The 18,519-nt window shown below is 37.4% G+C and carries 4 protein-coding genes; all 4 read left to right on the top strand.

Annotation, left to right across the window (positions count from 1 at the left end; translation table 11 throughout):
- On the top strand, positions 1–1,240 hold a 1,240-nt coding region (locus tag HMPREF0520_RS04300), incomplete at its 5' end, for a MucBP domain-containing protein (RefSeq protein ID WP_006729699.1).
- A 186-nt stretch (positions 1,241–1,426) separates the two neighbouring features.
- Positions 1,427–1,813: a TM2 domain-containing protein gene (locus tag HMPREF0520_RS04305; RefSeq protein ID WP_006729700.1), complete on the top strand. Its 387-nt coding sequence runs from the start codon at positions 1,427–1,429 to the stop codon at positions 1,811–1,813.
- A gap of 235 nt (positions 1,814–2,048) precedes the next feature.
- Positions 2,049–13,430 (top strand): Ig-like domain-containing protein, encoded by an 11,382-nt coding sequence (locus tag HMPREF0520_RS04310; RefSeq protein WP_006729701.1) that lies wholly within the window; start codon positions 2,049–2,051, stop codon positions 13,428–13,430.
- A 445-nt stretch (positions 13,431–13,875) separates the two neighbouring features.
- The coding region (locus HMPREF0520_RS06165; protein ID WP_006729702.1) for a sialoglycan-binding domain-containing protein at positions 13,876–18,519 on the top strand (4,644 nt) is incomplete at its 3' end.

Raw genomic sequence — 18,519 nt, forward strand, 5'->3', positions numbered from 1 at the left:
CAAGGAAATTCACATTTATGTCACTAAAGATGAGGATGGAAACATTGTTAAGACAGAACAAAGTGAAAATAAAGTTAATGGTCATGACGGCGACGAGTACACAACCGAAAAGAATGAAAAAGATGGATTCAAATTTGTGAAAACACAAGATCCAAAGGATAATCCAACTTATTCAACAGACGGAAAGAGTACAACAGGAAAGATAGTTGGCAATAAAGATCAATCGATAACTTATGTTTATGAAAAGGTAGTTAAGAAGGAACAACCAGCTCCAGCTCCAGAACCGAAGAAAGGATCTTTCCAAGAAATTCACATTTATGTCACTAAAGATGAAGACGGAAACGTTGTTAATACAATTCAAAGTGAAAATAAAGTTGATGGACGAGACGGCGATGAGTACACAACCGAAAAGAATGAAAAAGATGGATTCAAATTTGTGAAAACACAAGATCCAAAAGATAATCCAACTTATTCAACAGAAGGTAAGAGTACGACAGGCAAGATAGTTGGCAACAAGGACCAATCTATAACTTACGTTTATGAAAAAATAGTTAAGAAGGAAAAACCAACACCATGTCCAGTATGTCCAACACCTAAGCCAGAGCCAAAGAGTGGATCCTTCAAGGAAATTCACATTTATGTTACTAAGGATGAAGACGGTAAGGTCGTTAAGACAGAACAAAATGAAAATAAAGTTGATGGACGAGACGGCGATGAGTACACAACCGAAAAGAATGAAAAAGACGGATTCAAATTTGTGAAAACACAAGATCCAAAAGATAATCCAACTTATTCAACAGAAGGTAAGAGTACGACAGGCAAGATAGTTGGCAACAAGGACCAATCCATAACCTATGTTTATGAAAAGGTAGTTAAGAAGGAAAAACCAACTCCATGTCCAGTATGTCCAACCCCTAAGCCAGAACCAAAGCCGCAACCAGAGCCAAAGCCAGAGCCAAAGCCAGAACCAAAGCCGCAACCAGAGCCAAAGCCAGAGCCAAAGCCGCAACCAGAGCCAAAGCCGGAACCAAAACCACAGCCGCAGCCAGAGCCAAAGCCAGAACCGCAGCCACAGCCAAAGCCAGAGCCACAACCTAAACCTAAACCAGAGCCAAAACCTGAACCAAAGAAATTACCACAGTCAGGTTCTTCAGAAGAAGGTTACGCATTAGGAATGGCTATGTTAGGATTGAGTGGATTAATGACTATAGTAGATATAAAACGAAAAAATGAAAAATAGTTGTTAAACTGAAAAAGACAAAGTAGTATTACTTGTATGAACCCCGAAATTCGAACCAGAATTTCGAGGTTTTTATTATGTTTACCTTATCTAAACAAGCCAGAATTGATATGTATAATTATTGACAAAATGAGATAAACGTTTATTATTAAACTTATATTTTTCCAAAAAAACGAGGTATTAACCATGGCTAAAGTGTTAAAAACTAATGTAAGTAAGACTATTATCGGGTTAGACAACGGTTCCATTGAAGAAGTAGATACTGCTTCTTTAGATTTTATTCCTCAGGTAGATGATGAATTGGAAGTTTATAAAACTGGCGATGAAATTATTGTTAGAAAATGTAATAAAGAGCAATTTTATCATAATGGTAGAAGAGTAAATAAACTAGTATATGCTTTGCTAGCAATTTTTTTAGGTAGTTTTGGTATTCATAAATTTTACGCAGGTCGGATGGTAGGTATTGTTTATATCCTTTTCTTTTGGACTTGTATACCTGGACTTATCGGCTTTATTGAGGGCATTGCAGCATTAGTCAAAGAAGCTGACAGTGATGGTAATATCTATTTATAGAAATGGCGATTGAAAAAATTTAGTGTGTATCAAATCGTTTTATCGCTAATTAAATGAGTGAAAAGACTTCGAGATTATATAATCCGGGGTCTTTTTTTACAAAAAAATCAGATTGAATCCAAGAGCAGGAAACTTGAAAGTCGGGGGGGGGGGTGTACTAAAATTAAAGTGTATAGACGTCAAAAGACGTGTTTTTATTATTAATTAATATAGATAATTATTAGGAGTAAGTTATATGTTTGGTAAAAATAATAAATATATGCGTGATCTTAAACAAAGAGAAAAGGTTACGTATTATGGTATTCGTAAGTTTAGTGTTGGTGTTGTTTCAGTAGCTTTATCTTCACTTTTCTTATTAGGGTACGCCAACTCAGCTGCTGCAAGTTCAACTGTAGCAACTGATGTCCAACATTCCGAAAAAGCAAAAATAAAAGTTGATGCGGATACTAATAAAGAAAAAGCTGGAAAAGTTGATAAAAATTCATTAGCTGATTCTGCACCTAAGAAGGAAGAAGCAGAAACTAAAGCTAAATCTAAAGTTAAAGCTAAAATCAATGAAATCATACATGATAAAAAACAAGTTGATAAAGTCTTAGCAAGCGTTAAGTCTGCTAAAAATGGGCAAGCTGTTGTATACCAAGATCGTAGTGGTGATGCAGTAAGTAATCCTGAATGGCTTAAAAAACCAAATATTTTGGAATTGCAACGTTATCGTGGAGTTAATGATCAAGGAAAAAAGAAACCAGTTGGAAGTGATAATGTCGGAGAGTGGAATGACGTTACCCTAAAAACTGATATGTATGCACATGTTGAAGAAAGAAATGGCAGTAAGTATTTAGTTTTTGATGTCTTTTTCAATAATGATGGTCGTTCGATGCTTAAGCACTCCAATCAGCAACAATATGTTTGGCAAATACCTTACCAAATCGCAGATTTGAATAATGGTGGTTATAAAGGCGATACTTTGTCTAACTTATCTATTGATTTTTATGACAAAAATGCGTCATCTGCGTATAATGCTGTGTTGTCTCGTGATTTTTCAAATTTCTATAAAAATAATGCTAACTCAGCTAAATTAAATCCCTTACAGACAGATCACTCTTTTGGTCAATCTATTTATCTTTATACGTTGGGAGTACGTGCAGGCAGAAGTCGTAATCAAGATTTAAGCGATACCTTCCATTCTAATAAGGATGATCAAACTATTAAAAATGCGACTAAGTTGAGTGCACCTTACAGTAGTTACAGTTATGGTATTGGTGTTAGAACGACCGCTGTTAACGAAGCAGCTCACTTGCACTGTGATGTTAAATTGAGACCTGGTGTAACGACTGAAGATATTCAAAATGCTTATACTTGGGCTAACACATCATCTTATGGTAGAACTACTAATTCTGCTTATACTTTCATTTCTGGTCGTGAACCATATGGAGAAGAAAATTTACCGCGTAAAAAGAGTGATAGTGAAGCACCTAAGTTGTATTTAAATGGGCAACCAATGACTGATGGTAAGGAATTTACAACTTATCAAGGAGAAAGTACACCACTTAAATTTGAAGCCTCAGATAACGAAGGTAAGTTAAAGAACTTTAAGGTTACAGGCATGCCAAGTGGTGACTTTAGTGTGGATAATCAATCTGCTACTGAATCTGCAAAATATAGTAAGGACTATAGTCAGGAAAAATTTGAAAATAAGGTAAATGGCCAACCTAAAGAGAAAATATATGATATTGCTGTGACAGCTACTGATGAAGCAGGCAATACTACTTCTCATAGTGTTAAGGTTCAATTGAAGAACCAAAGTAGTAAATATGCTGCTCCAACGGCAGATGTGATTACTGTTAAACGTGGTGAAAAGCCAAGCAATAATGATATTTTTGCAAAATTAAAATATAATAAAGCAGATGATAAAAAAGGCACACCATCTGTTGTTTCAATTCCAGATACTAATTTAGCACCAGATGCGTTCAAAACTGGGGATACAGCTGATGCAGGTTCTGCGGTTGTGAAAGTTACTTATTCAGATGGTTCCTATCATACAGTGAATGTTCCCGTTAAAGTTAAGAAACCAGATAATTTAGCTAATACATTAACTGGAAAGACTGTTGAAGTAAAGGTCGGTGATTCATTAAAGCAGACTGCTGATAAAAAAGTGGATGCTAAACAATATGTGACTACTACGGGGAATGTACAGCCACAAAAAGTTGAATTTGAAAAGGAACCGAGAACTGACTTAGCTGGGACATTCAAACGAAAAGCGATTGCTACTTATCCTGACGGTTCTAAAAATGAAACTGATGTTACTTTCAAAGTCAAACCTCTGAAACCAGTCATCCAGACTAACTTGATTGGGCATGCTAACCAAGAAAATCAGAAAGTAACGGTATCTGTTGGGGACGGAGTACCTGATGGAGCAATTGTTCGTTTAACTGATGATAAAAATAAAGTTCTAGGAGAAGGACAAGTAAATAATGGTAGTGCAGAAGTTGTTATCAAAGATAAAATGCCCGATAATACGAAAGTAAAGGCCACTACCATTGTTAAAAATGGTGGAGAAATCACTTCCGATCCAAGTGATCCAAGCAATGTGTCCCAAGATGATGTCGCACCTACATTAACAGTTTCCGCTCCATCAGAAATTACCGCAGGTGACGATTTGACTTTTACTTTTGATGCTAAGGATAATGTCAAGGTTAACTTTGAGATTGCAACTGGCATTGCGTCAGGTATGTTTGATATGGGAAACTTAATGAATATATTGTCAACTCAGCAGAAGACAACGTATTCTTCTTATCAAGATGACCATATGAAAGGAACGACCACTTTATTGTCGGTACCTGATAGTGAAGTGGGTAAACATGAATTTACCTTTAAAGTAACAGACGATGCAAATCATACAGTTACTAAGAAGGTGTCAGTAACTGTTTATCCTAAATTAAAATTGAATGTTGAACCGATTACGGTGCCTTTAGGTGGAACATTGCCTGATGCTAAAGTAGCACTAGGTAACACAGAAGGAATTGCAGAAGTTAAGAATAAAACAACAGGAAAAGTGGATATTCCAGCACCAACTATTCAATGGGTAGAACAGCCAAAAACTGATAAAGTTGGTAATGCATTACCAGGTAAAGTAAGAATTACATTTAATGATAATCGTAATGGTGGTAAGCCAGTAGATGTATCAGTACCCGTTAATGTACAAGACCAAAACGCTCCTGAAATTAAAGTTTACAAGAAAGAAAATGGCAATTATGTTGAAATAACTGCTAAAGATAAAGATGGTTATATTAAACTTGATAGTTATGCACGTGAAGATGTGGACTTTAAGATCACATCAACCGATAATAGCGGTCAGATTAATGATTTAAGTATGATGCCTATTCCCGGAGTAAAGAGTTCAAAACCAGATGGCACAGGATCAAAAGATAATCCTAAGTCATTTACTTTAACAGGCCAAGCTCCGTTAGGAGATAAGTATTCTAGAGTTGTAAAAGCAGTCGATCCTTCAGGAAACACGACGACTTTGAAAGTTAGATTATATCCTCATAACCAGAGTGAAAAGTATGGTAACAAGGTCCACGGAAAATTATTAACTTATAAGATGTCAGACGGTAATAATTATCCTGATCCAAAAGATGGTATTTCTCAAGAGGGGAATGATTTTCCAGTAGGATCAACTTATTCATGGGCAACAGAGCCAAAATGGACTGATCCAACAAGTGGTAAAGATGGTAAAGGTACTCCAAAAGAAGTATCAATTTGCGTTACTTTACCAGATGGTTCTACTAAGAATGTCAAATCAACGCTTACTATCATTGATGATGTTCCTCCTGTGATTGAAGAACCAGAAGATGCTGAAGCAATTACAAAAGATAATCATACTGTCTATCGTGTAAAGGTCGTACGTGGTGGTGAAACTAAGATTTCTCTTAAATTGCACGATACATCAGGTCAATTACAAGGTGTGACAGCAACAGGAACAAGTTTTGTGACAGCAGGACAGATTTCTAAGATTACTGATGCAACAATTGACAATCCTGCAACCGTTGATTTAACGGTTAAGGCACCAAATCAAGCAGCAGAAGAAGGTAAGCCTTGGCAAGAAACAGTGACCTTAACAGATGCGAAGGGTAACACTACCACAGCAACGCTTGAACTTTATGCTGATAAGGATGCTGATTTGTATGATCCTACAGTAACTCCTGTAGTTAAGACTAATACTACTGATACAGTAACTCAAGATGACATTAAAAAGGCTGTTACTAAGGATAAAGAGTATCCTAATAATTATGCAGATCCAACAGTTGCAGTTGATGGTAAAATAGAAGATTACAATAAGGATAATAAAAAAGACTACTTTGTGCCTGTTACAGTTACATATCCAGATCAATCTAAAGATCATGTTCAAGTCCATGTGACGATCGGTAATGATACGCTAGCTGCTAAATGTGAAGCCACTAAAGGACGTATAAGTGTTGCTTATGGTACTTCAAAAGATACTATTAAGAACAAAGTTGAAAACACCAGCGAAAATGAAGTTAAAGTAAAGGAAGGTAGGAAAAAAGTAAAAAAGACTGACTATACTGTTCAGGTTCTTGAAGAATCAAGCCTTCCAGATGGAAAAACAGCTGGTCAGTTTGAAGTTCCTGTTAAAGTTGTTTATAAAGATGGATCTGCTGATACAACAACGGTCAAAGTTACAGTAGAACAGCCCCAAAGTAAGTCTGATGTGAGTCAGTCTATAGGGCAAGTTGAAAAAGAGTATGGACAAGCAACTCAAGAAAATGATGTATTAAAAGTAATTAAGCAAGATGACGGCCCTAAAGTTTCTTCACATATTAAGGCCAAAACAATTGTTCCAGGGCAAACGCTACCTGATGGTAAACATCCAGGCACGCAAAAAGTACGTGTACAATTAACATTTGATGATGGTTCCCATAAGGTGGTAGAAGTTCCTGTTATTACTAAAGATCCACTTAATAAACAATATGAGCCAGTAGCTACTGAACTTAAAAAAGATTATGGCCAACCGGCAACTAATGAAGAAATTATTAAGCAAGTTACAGTTAAAAAAGGTCCGCAAGTTTCTGAAGTAGTACCTAATAAAGATGTAACCAAGATAGAAGTTGTTCCAGGGCAAACTGCTATAGACGGAAAACAACCTGGTACAGTGAAGGTACAGGTTAAGGTAACTTATAAGGATGGTACAAGTGACATCGTTAATGTTCCTGTGACAGTAGCTGATCCAGCAAGTGTTACTTATCCACCAAAGGCTGATGCATTAACAGTGCCATGGGGGACCAAACAAGACGATATTAAGAACCAGATTGTAAGTAAGGTTACGATTGATTCTAAATATCCTACTGATAAGACTAAACCAAAGATTGAAGTAGCTAAAAATGCTAATGTGCCAGATGGGCAAACATCTACTAAAGTAAATGTTCCTGTTGAAGTCACTTATCCAGATGGGTCAGTTGCTATTGTTCAAGTTCCTGTAACAGTAGGCAATAAGCAAGCCGATAATTATGATCCAACAGTGACGCCAATTAAGAAAACTTATGCTGAACGTAAAATTACAGCAGACGATATTAAGAAAGCAGTTACCATTAATGGCTTGGATCCTAATAAAGGTGACTATACTATTTCTGTAGATGATACTATTCCCGCAGATGGCTTTGCTGAAGGACATACTGATGTTGCTGTGACTATCAAATATAAAGATGGTTCTACAGAGAAAACAAAAGTTCCAGTAATTATTGGACAATCTGAAGCAGGTTACACTGAAAAGAATTTGCCACAAGCTAAAACTATTTATAAGAATTACGGTGAAGAGATTAAAGATAGTGAAATTACGGGAGCAGTATCTGTTCCAAATTATACTAAGAGTGATAAGCAGACTCCGGGGGATGCAAATAAACTTCAATTTACCATTGCTGAGGGCAGTGCTAAGCCAGATTCACATAAATCAGGCAAAACTTTAGTTAAAGTGGTAGTTACATATGAAGATGGATCAAAAGCTACTGTTGATGTGCCAGTAATCGTGAAGGCTCCAGATACTGAGCAATACACACCAGCAGCTACTCCAGTTGAAAAAGAATTTGGCAAGCAAACTTCAGAAGATGACATTAAAAAGGCTATTACTATCTCTGGTTATCCTGAAGATAAGAAGAATAAGATTCAATATAAGGTTTCGACCAATAAAATTCCAAATGGTCAAACAGCTGGAGACTTTACTGTTCCAGTTGAGATTACTTATGCTGATGGATCTAAAGGAAATATAGATGTACCTGTTAAAGTGAAGTCGCCTAAACCTCAAACCACCGATAATACAGTCTTTGTTGGAACTAGTCCTGATGCTGAGAACAGCATTAGTAATAAAGACCAGTATCCAAAGAATACGACATTTGAATGGGAGAAAACACCTGATACTTCCAAAGCGGGTGAGCCAACAGGCAATATTTTAATTCATATACCAGGTCAAAAAGATCCACTTAAGGCTCCAGATGTTAAGGTTAAAGTTGTTGCAGTTCCCGAGACTCAATCTATTAATGTCTTTGAAGGAGAAACACCTGAGGCAAGTAAAGGAATCAAATCTAAAGAGGGACAAACCACAACCGCAGAATGGCAAAAAGACTCTGCTGGGGTTGCTCAGATTCCTGATACAAGTACAGCTGGAACGGTTAAAGGTAAGGTAGTGGTAAAAGTTCCTAGTGTTCAAACGCCTGCGACAGTAGAAGTTACAGTAAATGTATTACCTGCACCTAAAGGTGGCACTATCAACACCAATGTTAATGGCTCCGTGGATCCTAAATCTGGCGTAAAAGGCAATGACAAGTATCCTAATGACACTAAATTTGTTTGGAAGGATGGCAATCCTGATTTAACTAAACCTGGTATTGTGACTAAGAAGGTCACTGTAACTGTTCCAGGTATGAAAGCTAAAGAGGTTGAGGTAACCATTAATGTGTTGCCAAATCCAGCTGGTCAGGATCAAGTCACACTCCAAGGTCAAACACCTGATCCTAAGAAGAGTGTTGCTGATCATGATAAGTATCCAAAAGGAACAACCTTTAACTGGACAAAAGAACCGTCTACTGATAATCCAGGAGAAACTGCTGGAAAAGTCGAAATTACAGTTCCTGGTTCAGATAAGCCAATAACTGTTGATGCTAAGTTGAAAGTCATTCCTTATCCAACTAAGCAACATCGTGTAGTTCTTCAAGATCCTGAAGGAAAGACACCTCTGAATGCTAAGGATAGTATTAAAAACGCTGATCAGCTGCCATCTGATCCAAATAATGCTACTACTTTCACTTGGAAGGATGGTAAGGCACCTGATAACAAAGTACCAGGCAACAAGAATGGTGTTGTTTTAGTCAAAATTCCAGGTGTGGATAAAGAAATTGAAGTACCAACTACAATTGAGGTAGTTCCAAAGCCAAATGCTAATGATGGGATTAAGGTTGCTAAAGGTGGCGATCCAAAACCAGAAGATAGCATTGCTAATATTGGCGATCTTCCTTCAGGGACAACCTTTAAGTGGAAGAAGGATCATAAGCCAAATACAGAAAATCCAGCTGAGAAGGTACCAGGTGTCGTTGAAGTGACAATTCCAGGAATTGATCATCCAATTGAAGTACCCGTTAATGTTGTTGTAACAGACAAACCATTTATCAATGATGGGGCTGCTACCAATGATTCAGGTGATAAAAATAAGACAGAAATTACAGGAAAATCGCTTCCAGGAACCAAGATTGAAGTTCAAGATGAAACTGGAAAGAAGATTGGTGAAGGTGTCACTGATCAGGAAGGTAAGTTCAAGATTGCTGTTACACCAAAACAAGCTGCAGGCAAGCAATTAAAACTTATTCCTACAAACAATAATCAAACAGGCGATGCAACTACAGTTACGGTTACTGAAAAGCCAGCTAAGCCAACAATTGATACGCCTGAGAACGGCAGTGTAACCATTAAACCAGCAGATAATGCTAATAATGTTTCTATTGATGTAGATATGGTACCTAACACGGTTAATGAGGTCATCGATGAAAATGAACCGCAGCCAAAACAAACTATTGCTGCTCATAAAGACAAAGATGGTAAATGGAAATTAGATGGAGATGTACCAACTGGCGTAACCATTGATCCAGAAACGGGTGCTATTACTATTCCTGCTGAAGCAGTTAAGGATGGAAGTCCAATTTCCGCAATAGCAAAGAATAAGGACGGGCAATCTTCTGATCCTGCTAAGGGAACAGTCGGATTTATCAAACCACAAATCATTAACCAATCGGCTAACAATGATGATACTAAGAATAAGACAATCGTAACTGGTAAAACATTACCTGGTGCTGTTGTTAAAATTGTAGGTCCTAATGGTCATGAATTTACTGATTCCAAGACTCCTGTCAAAGCGGATAAAGATGGTAACTTTACTGTTGAAATTCCAAAACAGGAGCAAGGTACATTGTTGACAATTACGCCAATTAATGGACCTAAGGCAGGGACACCAGTAAATGTAGCAGTAGGTATCTCTATTACTGATCAAAAGGCTAAGAATACTAGCGATAAGCCAGATAAGACAGTAGTAAGTGGGGAGACCGCACCAAATGCTAAGGTTACAATTACAGATACTGATGGTAATCCAATTAAAGATAAATCTGGACAACCAGTTTCTGTTACTGCGGATGATAAGGGACACTTTACAGTGGATATTCCAAAACAAGCTGATGGAACTGATATAGTGTTAACCCCAAGTCTGAAAAACGGAGATAAACCTAATTTAGTAGGTGAACCAGTTAATGCTACAGTGAAAGATACTCCAGTAGTTAAAGATGGCAATGCTATCAATGATCCAAAGACACCAGCCAAGACAGTAGTAAGTGGCAAGACGACGCCAAAGGCACAAGTTGAAGTCAAGGATAAAGATGGCAAGACCATTGGCACAGGTACAGCGGATGAAAACGGTCATTTCACAATTCCAGTACCAAAACAGGATCCAGATACTAAGTTGACACTAGTGCCAACAGCTAATGGAGTTACAGGCGAACCAGCTGAAGTCACAGTAAAAGATGTGCCAGTAGTAAATGAAGGCACTGCCCACAATGATCCAAAGACACCAGCTAAGACAGTAGTAAGTGGCAAGACTACGCCAAAGGCAAAGGTTGAAGTCAAGGATAAAGATGGCAAGACCATTGGCACAGGTACAGCAGATGAAAACGGTCATTTCACAATCCAAGTACCAAAACAAGACCCAGATACTAAGTTGACATTAGTGCCAACAGCTAATGGAGTTACAGGCGAACCAGCTGAAGTTACAGTGAAAGATGTGCCAGTAGTGAGTGAAGGTACAGCTAACAATGATCCAAAGACGCCAGATAAGACAGTAGTAAGTGGAAAGACTACGCCAAAGGCACAAGTTGAAGTCAAGGATAAAGATGGCAATACCATTGGCACAGGTACAGCAGACGACCAAGGCAAATTTACAATTCAAGTACCAAAACAAAATCCAGATACTAAGTTGACATTAGTGCCAACAGCTAATGGAGTTACAGGCGAACCAGCTGAAGTTACAGTGAAAGATGTGCCAGTAGTAAATGAAGGCACAGCTAACAATGATCCAAAGACACCAGATAAAACGGTAGTAAGTGGAAAGACGACGCCAAAAGCAAAGGTTGAAGTTAAGGATAAGAGTGGAAATAAGGTTGGTGAAGGTACAGCGGATGAAAACGGTCATTTCACAATCCAAGTACCAAAACAAAATCCAGATACTAAGTTGACATTAGTCCCAACAGCTAATGGAGTTACAGGCGAACCAGCTGAAGTTACAGTGAAAGATGTGCCAGTAGTGAGTGAAGGTACAGCTAACAATGATCCAAAGACGCCAGCTAAGACGGTAGTAAGTGGAAAGACGACGCCAAAGGCACAAGTTGAAGTCAAGGATAAAGATGGCAAGACCATCGGCACAGGTACAGCAGATGACCAAGGAAACTTTACAGTTGCAGTACCAAAACAAGATCCAGATACTAAGTTGACACTTATCCCAACAGCTAATGGAGTTACAGGAGAACCAGCTGAAGTTATAGTAAAAGATGTGCCAGTAGTCAACGAAGGTATAGCTTACAATGATCCAAAGATGCCAGATAAGACAGTAGTAAGTGGCAAGACAACGCCAAAGGCAAAGGTTGAAGTTAAGGATAAAGATGGCAAAACCATCGGCACAGGTACAGCAGATGACCAAGGAAACTTTACAGTTGCAGTACCAAAACAAGATCCAGATACTAAGTTGACACTTATCCCAACAGCTAATGGAGTTACAGGAGAACCAGCTGAAGTTACAGTAAAAGACGTGCCAGTAGTAAATGACGGTACAGCTAACAATGATCCAAAGACGCCAGATAAGACAGTAGTAAGTGGAAAGACGACGCCAAAGGCACAAGTTGAAGTCAAGGATAAAGATGGCAAGACCATCGGCACAGGTACAGCAGACGACCAAGGAAACTTTACAGTTGCAGTACCAAAACAAGATCCAGATACTAAGTTGACACTTATCCCAACAGCTAATGGAGTTACAGGAGAACCAGCTGAAGTTACGGTAAAAGATGTGCCAGTAGTAAATGACGGTACAGCTAACAATGATCCAAAGACGCCAGATAAGACGGTAGTAAGTGGCAAGACAACGCCAAAGGCACAAGTTGAAGTCAAGGATAAAGATGGTAAGACCATTGGCACAGGTACAGCAGACGACCAAGGCAAATTTACAATTCAAGTACCAAAACAAGATCCAGATACTAAGTTGACACTTATCCCAACAGCTAATGGAGTTACAGGAGAACCAACTGAAGTTACAGTAAAAGATGTGCCAGTAGTAAATGAAGGCACTGCCCACAATGATCCAAAGACGCCAGATAAGACAGTAGTAAGTGGCAAGACAACGCCAAAGGCACAAGTTGAAGTCAAGGATAAAGATGGCAAGACCATTGGCACAGGTACAGCAGATGACCAAGGACACTTTGCAATTTCAGTACCAAAACAAGATCCAGATACTAAGTTGACACTAGTGCCAACAGCTAATGGAGTTACAGGCGAACCAGCTGAAGTTACAGTAAAAGATGTGCCAGTAGTGAGTGGAAATTCAACAATTGAGTCAATAAATGAAATACCAGTTATTATTGATGGTAAGGCAATTAATCATGAAAATGGTTCAGCTAAGACAGTAGTAAGTGGCAAGACGACGCCAAAGGCACAAGTTGAAGTTAAGGATAAAGATGGCAAGACCATCGGCACAGGTACAGCAGATGACCAAGGAAACTTTACAGTTGCAGTACCAAAACAAGATCCAGATACTAAGTTGACACTTATCCCAACAGCTAATGGAGTTACAGGAGAATCGTCTGAAGTCACAGTAAAAGATGATATTGTTAATAACGTTAAAATAAAATCATCTAAATCTGTAGATAACACTAAGGCAAGTGATACTCATATCAGAAGTGATAAAGCTACTGCTCATGAATTACCACAAACAGGTAATAATAGTTTTGCTTTGACAGGATTATTATTAGCAGGAATTGCGGCAATGCTAGGAATTTCTGGGTATCGTAGAAAAAATAAAGATTAATTTCAAAATTTATCGCTAATTAATCTATTTTGATTAAATGAGTGAAAAGACTTCGAGATTATATAATCTCGGGGTCTTTTTTTACACAAAAAATTAGATTGGACAGTTAACAAATAATATTTTTTTAATCGTCAAAGAAGAACGTTCATCAAATGAAAACGCATTCAAGTTTTATATTTAACAAAGCCCTTTTACTATATTTTTTAGCTATAATTTAAAAGAAAATTAAAAAAGCCTGCATTTCATTCAATTAAAAACTATATCTATATTGATATAGCATATCATCAGTTAGGTATATTGAATTCTTCATATTTATCTTAAAAATAATAAAAAGCTTGAAAGTCGGGGGGGGGGGTGTACTAGAATTTAAATGTATTGACGTCAAAATACGTATTTTTATTTTTTATTATTAATATGGGTTGGACAATGTTTAGGAGAAATTAACATGGGTATTTCTAAGAATAATTTACAAAATAAATTACAACAAGAAGCACGGCAAGTGCCACATTTTGGTATCCGAAAATTGGCTATTGGAACCGCTTCGGTTTTACTATCTACTTCATTGTACTTTGGTGCTATGGGAAGATTGGTGCAAGCTAATGCAAATGTTGCTACTGGAAATAATGTAGAAAATGAAAAGATTAATTCTGGTAAAAAAGATACGGATCGTGCAACAAATGATCACGTCGAACAGCCTAAGAAGAATATCGATGGTGGTCAGTGTTTGTTAGTTAAAGATGGCAAATATGATCAACAACAATGGCAAAATCAATATAATGAAGAAGCCAGAAATCGTATAGAATCTAAGCAAGCGGTTTATGATTTAGAGGATGAATTGTCACAAGTTTCAGAAGCTAAACGTGCTGAATTAATTAAAGAGTTGCAGCAACCGCTTTCTACTGAGCAGAGAAAACAAAAAGTTCAAGAAATCAAAAAAACTATTAATAAGATCGTTCAGGATACATTGCCTAGTGCCAAAAAAGAGGCACATGATAAAGTTCAAAAGATGGAAAATCTAATTGATCCTGATAAAACGCCATATTATAACAAAATTAAACAAGCTAAAAATAAAAAAGAGCTTCGAGAGATTGAACAACAAGCTGAATTAGAAGCCTTAAAAAAGGAAACAAGCGATTATATTACCTTACAATATAATAATTATCATAGTAATGCTGAATTAGATGATAGGCAAAATCAAGAATATAAAAACTGGGCAAACAAAAGGTTGGATCTTTATGCAAAGATTGCATTACACCCAGAAACAGAACTTTCAAGCGAAGCTGATAAGCATGATTTCAATAAATTAAAAGCAGTTTTAGCCTATGCGAGACGTGCAGCAGATTCCGTTATTACAGGATGGGATACTGATCAGGATCTTGATCATAACCAAACGATTGATTATTACTCTCATATTTTTGCAGATGGTCATATGACTGACCGTAAGCAGTATATTGCAAATGATTGGAGTAAAGGAAAGCCGTATAGTGGTCAATTAATTGATCCAAGCAATATTTCTGAACAGATTACTAGACAAGCTGATGGTACTTATGAGTGGCAGGTTTCCTTTAATAATAATAATTTAAAAACCGGTAAAGCTCGATTTTATTTCACAGTGCCGAGAGATCAGGAAATTATTGAGGATCAAAACCATGCTATGGAGGTTTATCGTGATGGTGATAAGAACCACATGTCTATCACTGCAGCTAATATGCAAGGCTTATCCAGAATAGATGATAAAGCCCAGCAATTAACTAACATGGTGAATCAGATAGCAGCTCAGCCTGATTGGGGTTCATTGAAACAAAAATTTGCAATGCGTCATGGTGATACAACTGGAGCTGTGGATCCTGATTGGGATGTGTCTGCTTATAGTGGCGGTAACAGGGTTCCAGATAGAAGAGGTTTTTGGATTAATTCCTTCATTGATGGCTACACTTATAATCCCGGATGGCCGAGATCTGGCCAATGTAAAACATTACAAGGTATTATTTTCGGTTTAAATGATGGTGGGCGTGATCCTAATAAACCTGTTACTCGTCTGATGTTAAATGAAGGCTATGATGTTTCTAAACAACCTGAATTTAATGCTAAGGCCCCTAGACAAGTTGGTAAATCGGTTCGTTTGGTAGGAGATGCTTCTGACCGATTATTAGAGCGGATTAATACCATTCAAAAGCGTCGTGATCTTGTGTTCATGCAAACTATGATAGACAGTGATGCGATGAGCTTTAGATTCTATACTAGAAATGTAGATCCAGCTAAGCGAGGTCGTGAACATAAAATTGAATCGGTTATGGGCACACGTTCTTTTGAAAGTAATACTAACCATTCTTTAGTAAAATTAGTTGATACTTATGTAAGTGCACAACGACCAGAACCCGTATTAACTCAGCCAATTACTGTTCCACTAGGGGTAGAACCTGATGTTAAAGATGGTATTGAAAATCTTCCTGAACAGCAAAAATCTAATCGTTTTTCATGGTTAAGCAATAATAAACCTGTTGTTTATGAACTTACTCAAAGTGGAAAACCTGTATTGGGTGAGGCTATTAGTCAAGATGCACATCGTTCTATTGCTAATATTGATTTGCAAATTCCTGTAAATGTTGTAGGAGTTTTCAAAGAAGGTCAAGATTTCAACACTGTAAAGCAAGGTGTAACACCTGGTCATATGATTAGGGTATCCAAGGCGGGAGTGACTGGTGATTTTAAGGCACAAACATTAAATTATGGCTTGTCTATTGATAAAGATGGTAATTTAACAGGTAAGCCTAAGATAACAGATTGGAAACCTGGTGAATGTCAACGTAAGGTTGTATTAGACCTGACTTTTAATGGTAAAGCAACTCAAGTTCCTATTACTATAGTTCGTAGCGAACAGGCACCAGCCGTTACTATTTACGAAGGAAATAAGACTGATTTTGCACAAAATCCAGATGGTAACCGTGTAACGAATACTTATAATAACAGGATTTCTCTTGTGTTTTATAAGGGAGAAAATAAAACATATACAGTAGCTGCAACCGATGATCAGACCATTAAGCAAGCTACATATCAATTAAGTAATAATCAACCACTTAGCAAAGATATCAAAGGATTAAAGATTAGTGATCAAGATCAAGTTATTAAGGCTCAAAGCAATAAAAAAGGGGCTAAAACAGATCCTTATCGCTTTACTATTAGTGGACCTGTAAGTACGGGTAAACATGGAGCAAGTGATTATGTAACACCTGGTCATTATACGCGTCAAATTGTTGCAGTAGATAATGAAGGTCTCAAGACTACTTACACTTTTGATATTGAAGTGCGTGAAAAAGCTCAAGATGCTCGCTTAGCTGGTAATGAACTTCATCGCACCGTTGGAGATACTTTCTCTGAGGTTTATCAAAATAAAGCAGATGCCAACCAATTAACAACAGGTACTAAGCCTGCTGGAATAACATGGGGATTTGAAGGAAAAACGCCATTAGACATTGTTACAAAAGAGGGTAATCAATACAAACATAGTCGTGCTGGTTATTTCGAATATGTAGCAACAGCCACTTTTAGCGATAACTCAGTAGTAAAAACAACTGGTGAGAAAGATCATGAGCACGTTCGTATTACTGTAAAACCACAAACGCCATCCTTTACTGCTTCGGAATTAAATGAAGCTGGTAATGTGAAGAACAAGCAATTGACGATTAATGTCAAAAAAGGTTTACCTAAAGGAGCTGTAGTTACAGTTTACTCAGATCAAGCTGGACAACATGCTATTGGTCATGCCACTGTAGGTAAGGATGATCAGACAAGTGTTCAAGTGACAGTTTCTAAAGTGCCTGTTGGAAAACTCTATGTACAAACGGCAGTTACTGGACCAGATCAATGTTATTTAACTAAACAGCCAGTCACTGTAAAGTCTGATATGGGAGAAGGCACAGCAACTAAACTTGCTGCACAAGCAACATTGACTCTCACGAATAATGGAAATGAAACTATTAAGCCATACACTACTGTAGATAATAAGACTAAGACCATTACGATTATAGCTGGTAAGCAATTTGATATTAATGGTGACGTAACAGATAGAATAGATGTTATCAAAGATACTGTGGTTCAACCTTCTCATGAAAATGAAGGTAAGAGTGCTGAAAGTTGGATGAATCCTGTTGAAAAAGGATCTGATGGAACCCAAGCTAAGCGTGACCGCAATTACCAAAAACAATATTCTCAACGTGATAGTAAGCGTGAATCATTAGGTAGTAAAGCAAATCCATATAAAGTTTCTTTAAGTGGAACAGCACCAGAAAAGATTGGCAAATATTATATTAAATTCCAAACATGGAATGGTGATGATAGAGCTGAAACTACTGAATGGAAAGTTAAAGTTGTTACTCCTGCTCCTAAATTAGAGGGTGGCTTATTTGGTGGTCGAGAAGAAAGTGCTAAGCATCCATGGTATAATCCAAACGGATATTCCATTAATACTATGGTAAGTAAAGGTATTGATCGTTTAACTTACACTGTTACAGATAAAAATGGAAAAATAATTGAGCGTAGTGACAAATTAGATGATAATTTTGTCATACACGAAGACTTATACAAAAATGCTGACGGTAGTTATCGTGAAAATGAAGATTTTACCTTAACTATTGCGGCTAACAAATATGATAATGGTGATGAAGCAGAATGCTGCCTACCGACTGTTAAGACTGTTAAGTTTCAGTGGAAAGATTTCGATATACCAACTTTTACACGTGATGAAAAGCGTAAAGGAACTATTATCTATATCAATGGTAAAGAAAAAGGCTTTATTCCTGATGGAAAACAGGGTGAACAAGGTAAACAGGGTCAAGCAGGAAAAAATGGAACCTCAGTTACTATTAAGAGCATAACTTCAGATAAGTCCGGAAATCATGTAATTACTTTCTCTGATGGCAAGAGTGTAACGGTAGAAAATGGTAAGAACGGTATTAATGGTAAAAATGGTGAATCATTTATAGATCCACATGTCGATAAAAACGGTGATTTGTATGTCACAGTAGTAGATGCCAATGGTAATAAATCGCAAAAGAAGATTGGCCACGTTAAAGGTGACAAGGGTGATCCA

It is taken from the genome of Lactobacillus iners DSM 13335 (assembly GCF_000160875.1).
GTDB lineage: Bacteria > Bacillota > Bacilli > Lactobacillales > Lactobacillaceae > Lactobacillus > Lactobacillus iners.